The 6448-nt window shown below is 68.3% G+C and carries 4 protein-coding genes; 3 read left to right on the forward strand and 1 reads right to left on the reverse strand.

From position 1 onward, the window contains the following. Positions 1 to 643 precede the first annotated feature (643 nt). Positions 644 to 1282: a hypothetical protein gene (locus ACZ3X1_RS36455; RefSeq protein ID WP_467283744.1), complete on the forward strand. Its 639-nt coding sequence runs from the start codon at positions 644 to 646 to the stop codon at positions 1280 to 1282. Between the two features lie 15 nt (positions 1283 to 1297). On the opposite strand, the gene ACZ3X1_RS36460 is transcribed toward ACZ3X1_RS36455, so the two are convergent. Next, on the reverse strand, positions 1298 to 1816 hold the full coding sequence (locus tag ACZ3X1_RS36460) for an NUDIX domain-containing protein (RefSeq protein WP_467283746.1): 519 nt from the start codon (positions 1814 to 1816) through the stop codon (positions 1298 to 1300). Positions 1817 to 2827: 1011 nt separating this feature from the next. Between ACZ3X1_RS36460 and ACZ3X1_RS36465 the strand changes: the two genes are divergently transcribed. Beyond that, positions 2828 to 4570 (forward strand): hypothetical protein, encoded by a 1743-nt coding sequence (locus ACZ3X1_RS36465; RefSeq protein WP_467283748.1) that lies wholly within the window; start codon positions 2828 to 2830, stop codon positions 4568 to 4570. Positions 4571 to 4786: 216 nt separating this feature from the next. Beyond that, positions 4787 to 6271: an ATP-grasp domain-containing protein gene (locus ACZ3X1_RS36470; RefSeq protein WP_467283750.1), complete on the forward strand. Its 1485-nt coding sequence runs from the start codon at positions 4787 to 4789 to the stop codon at positions 6269 to 6271. Positions 6272 to 6448: the final 177 nt, after the last annotated feature.

Below are 6448 nucleotides of genomic sequence, written 5' to 3' on the forward strand. Positions count from 1 at the left end.
CCCTTCGGGGATGGCTGCTTTTCGGCTGTGGGCAGGGCCGGCCCGCTGGCGCGGTCCGGCCCTGCCCACAGCGGCCGGCGTTCCGCCGGCACCCCTCGGTGGCCGGCGACCGCTGTCGGCTGCGGGCGCGGGAAAAGGACATCCCCTTCGGGGATGGCGTGATGTGGCCCGGCGGCGTTCACCGGCCCGTGGGCCGTCGGCCCTGGAGGGCCTTTGGGCCCCCGGGCCGGGCGCCGGGCCGCGGACATCCCCTTCGGGGATGGCTGCTTTTCGGCTGTGGGCAGGGCCGGCCCGCTGGCGCGGTCCGGCCCTGCCCACAGCGGCCGGCGTTCCGCCGGCACCCCGTGGCACCCATGGGTTGGCCCAACCTGGAAATTTAAGGCAGGATTGGATTTACTCGAAGGGGCTGTGCTAGGTCGACCGACGCCAATCCTGCTCAGACACGTCGCCCAGCCGGGCTGCAGCGGGCGGCCGACACAAGGATGGCGTCCAGCCGGCCGCCCTACGCCCTCAGGCAACGAACCCTTCGACCAGGAATCCGTGCCGCGAGGCGATGAAGCCCATGCTAGGCGACCGGCCGACGGGTGGACCCAGCCCAGGGCCCGGAACCACGCACCGATACAACGACCCAAGAGGGGACCGCATGACCACGCTGAACGGCCACGAGGTGTACACCCGCCGGGACCTGATGACCCGCCTCGGCATCACCCTCACCCCGCTCGAAGGCTGGTACCGCAACCGGCAGACCACCGGCCATCCCGAAGCCGTCGGCACCATCGGACTCGAACTTGTCTGGGACAGCGAGGAATGGGACCGCTGGTACCGCACACGCCAGGACACCACCAACCTCGAATCCCGTGCGCAACTCGCCGCACGACACGACCTGGCCAAAGGCACCCTCGACCACATGTGGAGCCAGCGAGCCGCCAACGGCCACCCCGAACCCGCCAAGACCGTCGACCGCGTCATGTACTGGGACCCCACCGGCTGGGACACCTGGTACGACAGCTACAAGGCGCGTTCCCGCCCCGATGAATCCCTCGTCGACCGCAGCGGCGCCCCCGACGATCTGGTCACCCTCTCCGAAGCCGCCCGCATCCTGGGCATGGAACCCACCAGCATCACCCGATACCCCAAGAAGCCCCCCCGTGGGTGGCCCCAGCCCGCCGAGGAAGAAGAACTCCCCAGCGGCCGGACCCGGCGCAGATACCGACGCGCCGACATCTGGACCTATGCCGACACCCGCACCCTGGCAGGCCCCTACCGCCGCCGAAGCCGCTGAACAGCCGCTACAGGCTCAGCGCCACGTGAAGTTGCTGTCGTCCAAAGGCGGAAGCATGCAATCCGCGGCATCGACAGCCTCTGCAGGGCCGGCCAGCTGCCACAGCGGGACTGGCGGGAAGAGATGCAGCCCAGTCGTGCGACGGTACGGCACCCATACGATCCGGCCTTCACCAACGACATCGTCGTACTCGTGCGACCGCAGTTCCGGAGAGGATGCGCCAGCGAGCTGAAGACGGTAGACCATGTGGATCTTCCGCGGAGGCGTATTCCCCGGTCGCGTCACCATGGAATCCAGGATCCAGGTGAACTGAGGCTGACTCCCCGCATGCCTGAGCTCGATCCCCAGCTCTTCGCGCAGCTCACGGTCCAATGCATCCAGCAGACCCTCGCCTGCCTCCACGTTGCCACCGGGCAACGAGTAGTGCTCTGCCCCTGAACTGTTCGTCCGCTTGATCAGAACGACGTCCTCGCCGTGGAAGACAGCTGCCGCGACACGGATCTTGATCCGGTGGAATGGGGTGTCAGCGTTCACGAGAATGTCCTGTCGTCGGATCGGGCCACGCACCTCGGGGTCGAATCCCCTCTCCTGCGAAACCCCATGCCCGGTCGGGCGCGGTGCCAGTCGATCACATCGCCCCATGAACGCCGGCCATCAGGGCCAGGCAGAGGGAACGGATTGGCCGCGCACTGCGAGTACAGCCGCGGATAGTTGCGCACCTCCACATAGGAACGGTCCAGGCGCCTTCCGACCTCGGCCAGCGTCACCCGGTCGCGCCTGGGCCATTCCCGATCCGGCTGACGAGGGGGACCGAACTCAGGACTGGCCCGCGCATGCGCAGCCACTGCCGCTTCCACCTCGGTGCGACGGTAGACCTTCAGCGGACGCCCCCTCCCCGAACGACTCTTGCCGTACCCGGCCACCGCACAGGGCCACTGCGGCCAGTGCACCCATTCACGGGTGACCGTCCCAGCAGCGATCCCGTACCGGGCACTCACATGCCAGACAGTCCAGTGCTCGGGCTCATCCCACGCCAGCATGTGCGTGGCCACAACCGACCATCCCTTCTGCCAGGGCCCCGAGCCCCACGGGCTGACGGAACCTTGCCGTCCTCACGAACCTGTTCGCAGCTTTTTGTCTGCAACTAGCTGAATCGGTCCATCGACGGCTTTGTGCCCGCGAAACCGGGCGCGGTGTGGGGAGCGCCCCCACCTGCGGATCCAACAGTCCGGATCTGATCAGAAGCCCTAGTCAGCGGCCTGTTAGTCAATCGCTCTCACGCGCTACTCCGGTCCGTAATTCGCAGCTTCCCCGACTCGTCGGATCCCGCCCTGTCGCGGGATACATGCTCCAGCCGGTCACAAATGCGTACCACACCGGGCTTGTCCGTCAACCCCAAAAAGCGGGGTTGACGGACCAGCCCGGCGCGGTACGGGCTTCGCCTGACCGGCCGGAGCACGCACCCCGCGGCACCAGACCGGTCACCCGAAGGAGCCGGGGCAGCCGCCCCTCACCCCTGACCGTAGTAGATCTGGAAGGAAAACAGTGAGCGACACCAAGAACACCCAGTGCCAGACATTCACGGGGCTCTCCGAGGAGACCCTCCGCCCCCAGTTGGAAGCGCTTGTCGAACAGCTCCGGCAGCTGCCCACCGAGGCACTGACCCGGCTGCAGTACCTGGCCCCGGCCACCGGATGCTTCAACCGCTGCTCGTTCTGCTCGCAGGTCGCGGGCCGGGAGGTCTGGCAGCTGACCCGGCAGGGCCTGTACGTGCTGATCAAGGCCCTGGCGACCGTCGCCGACGAGCGTGGCATCCGCGTCGCCAGGGGCCGGGAGGCGCACCGACCCGGGACGATCTTCCCGTACCTCGACAACGACATCGCGAGCTACCCGTACCTGCACGAGTACCTGCGCTGGACGGACGAGTTCCTGGGCTCCCGCGTCCGCGTCTCCACCGTCGGTTACTCCTCGGCGGAGTCGGAGGACCTGTCCGCGCCAAACCTGGCCGACATGCACCGGCGCATCGCGGCCGACTGCGGCCACGTGCTCGACGGCGTGCGGCTTTCCCTGACCCCCTACACCCTGGGCTGGCAGGACCGCACGGCGGATTCCACCACCCGCAAGCAGTTCATCCTCGACATGGCGAACTTCCTCACCACCTACCGCCCGGTCTTCGACCAGCTGGGCCATGGAGCGGCCTCCGCCGCGGTCGAGCTGCGGTTCGCCCCTCTCATCGGGCTGGGCCAGGTGACCGACACCGTCGTCGACGGCCGCCACGTCATCGCCGTCGGACCGCACCTGCTCATCAGCGCCGAGCCAGCCACCGAGCCGCTTCCCATCACCCGGGTCACCGCCCTGGGGGCGTCCAACGAGCCGGTCTTCTCCCACGAGCCGACCCGCTACATCCACCTCACCGGTGACTGCCTCGACGGCACCGAAGCCACGGTCCGGGCGGCCCTGGCGGGCGACATCACGGACGATCACTACCGCCGGGAGGTCGACCTCTACAAGTTCAGCAACGCCGACGGCGAGTACTACGCCATCGAGCCCAACTTCGGCACCAACGGCCGGTTCACCGCCCTGCACATCTACCTGCAGACCGAGAAGCGCAGGAAGTCCGGTTACGCCGACGCCACCCGCTGGTTCCTCAACACGCTGCTGGACGTCAAGGCCAGGAACGGGCACACCACACGGTCCGCCCCCTTCCCCGAGGCGTCCTGGGACCACGTGAAGGACGTCGAGCAGCACCTGGCCGACATGGCGGAGGAACTCGACCGCATCGACCTGAACGCCGCCCGGCACGTCCGCAACGAGATCCTGCCGATCGTGCAGACCTACACCGCAGCAGTCCGCACCGCCGAGTACCCGGCCTCCACGGTCTTCTCCCCTTCCTTCACCCTCGACACCGGTCAGATCGTCAACCAGGGCCGGGCGATGGGAATGTTCCGCGGGCTGGTGGCCACCGTGGACGAGCCGATGACACCGCGTGAGGAGCGCGGCTACGGCGCCGTCAGCCTCTCCAGCCGACGTGGGACCATCTGGCGGCTGGCGCCCATGCCTCTCCAGGAGGACGAGGGCCTGCTCTCTGTGGCGGTCCGCGGTGGGAAGAACGACTCCGCGAAGGCCCCGTCCATCGTGATCGAGGAGCTCGACCCCCGGCACCTGCGCAACACCGACCGGGAGACCCAAGAGCCCCTGCGCCGCTACATCCTGACGGGCGTCGAGATGGAACACGTCGGGCTCGAACAGGGCAAGGAGCGTCGGGCTTACCCCGGCATCGACAAGTGACGCAGCGCTCATGAGGTCGTGAGTCGGGCCCGAGAGAAGCGGGCCCAACTCACGCTTCAAGTGTAGGCGCCCTCAGGCGAGAGCCGACAAGGCATCGCACGGGGGCGCCCCGCTCACACGGTTCGGGGCCGGTCATCGGCCGGCCCCGAACCGGCACAGGAACACCCACCCCACTCACAACACCACCCGTAGTAGAACCGGAAGGAATCAGACCGAATGAGCCCCGACTTCCCGCGCGAACTCCGTGAGCGCTCACAGATCGCAGATCACGAACTGACCCTGGCCCTGGCCGGTCGTCCACTGGTCGACTTCGACCGCCACACCACCGGCGGCCGCGTCGCCTACGCCGCTCCCGTTCCGGTGCCCGCTGCCCGACCGACCTTGGCCCTGGGCTGCTACACCCCCTGGCACCCGGCCAACCCGGTGGAAAACATCGCCGCCGAGCATGGCACCGGCCGGCGCCCGGGAGGGAAGCGCAAGCACACCTGGTGGAACGAGATCGCCGAGCAGGCCATAGCCAGGGTCCATCGATTCGAACGGCAGCCCGTCGCCGCCGGCTGGTACGCCGGCCAGGCCCTGCACGCACTTGCCGGGGCAGGCGGCACGATTGCCGCGCTGCCCGGCCAGATCCGCGACCAGATCGAGGACAAGAGCGCCCTCGGCCACATCCTCTCGGCCGCAGGAGTGCCGCAGCACATGATCATCAAGGCCCGCACCTACGACGCGCCCAGGCTCCCCAGCCTGGCCAACATGCGCGCCGCCATCGGCAGCACCCGGATCGTCGTACAGGCCGCCCGTGACAGCGGCGGTCGCGGCACCGTCTTCGTCGACAACGAGCGTGACATGGAGCGGGCTGCCCAACTGCCCGGCCCCTGGCGGGTCTCCGCGTTCATCGAGGGCTGGAGCTCCAACACCACCGTCCTGTCCGTTCCCGATGGACACGGCGGTGTGTGCGTCTACGTCGACCAGCCCTCGCACAAGGCCATTGCCGTTTCCGCCGTGGGTATCGGCGCTGCCAAGAGCGCGGGCAACGACTGGTCGATGCCCTGGCCCGCCTCCGGTGTCATCGATGTGATCGAGGCAGCGACCCGTATCGGCGAGTGGGCCTGGCGTACCTACGGCCTGACCGGCCTGTGGGGCATCGACACCATCTGGACCCCCGACGGACCGGCGATCAACGAGATCAACGCCCGCAAGCAGGGCACGACCGAGGTCTCCGGCGCCAATCAGCAACTCATCGGCTACCCCCCACTCGCAGTGGCTCACCTGACCACCATGCTGGGCGGCACCGTCACCTGGCTCCCGGCTGCAGAGGACTTCAACAACCTCACCGTCAACGCGGCTCTCGGCGGTTCCCCCGGGCCCTACTACCTGAAGATGCGGGCCCCTCGGACCATTACCGCTCCGGACGACTTCCGGGGCTCTGGCATTTACCGCCTTCACAAGGAACAGCTGATCTGGCAGGGCCCCGGAGCACATCCCACACAGGCGAACTCCGACGAGGGCCTCGTGCTGATAGCCAACGCACCGGCCGCTGGCACGGTCTGCCCGCAAGGCACCGAGCTCGGGACCTTCGAGGCAGTCACCACCGGGCGAACGGCCCCCTTCGCCAGCCCCGGTGAGCTCTCCCGCCACGGTGAAGCCCTCGTCCACGCCTACCAGAACCTGTTCATCCCCATCGAGGAAGTCTCCGGGCAGTAACAGCCTCCTTCAGGCAAGGGAGCCGGCTTCTCCCCACCCGATGCGCTGTGCCGGATCTGCAGCCAGCAGGTCCGGCACAGCCACACAGACCGACGCCGACCCATCCGAGCCACCACACTCCTCAGCTGCTTCCGGCCGTGGTCGCCCCCTGGCGGGGGCGGCGCGGTGTGGCCCGGC

Source organism: Streptomyces sp. NPDC023541 (assembly GCF_055559995.1).

Coding starts and splice junctions, on each gene's coding strand:
- ACZ3X1_RS36470 (WP_467283750.1), top strand. CDS start 4,787: ATGAGCCCCGACTTCCCGCGCGAACTCCGTGAGCGCTCACAGATCGCA.
- ACZ3X1_RS36455 (WP_467283744.1), top strand. CDS start 644: ATGACCACGCTGAACGGCCACGAGGTGTACACCCGCCGGGACCTGATG.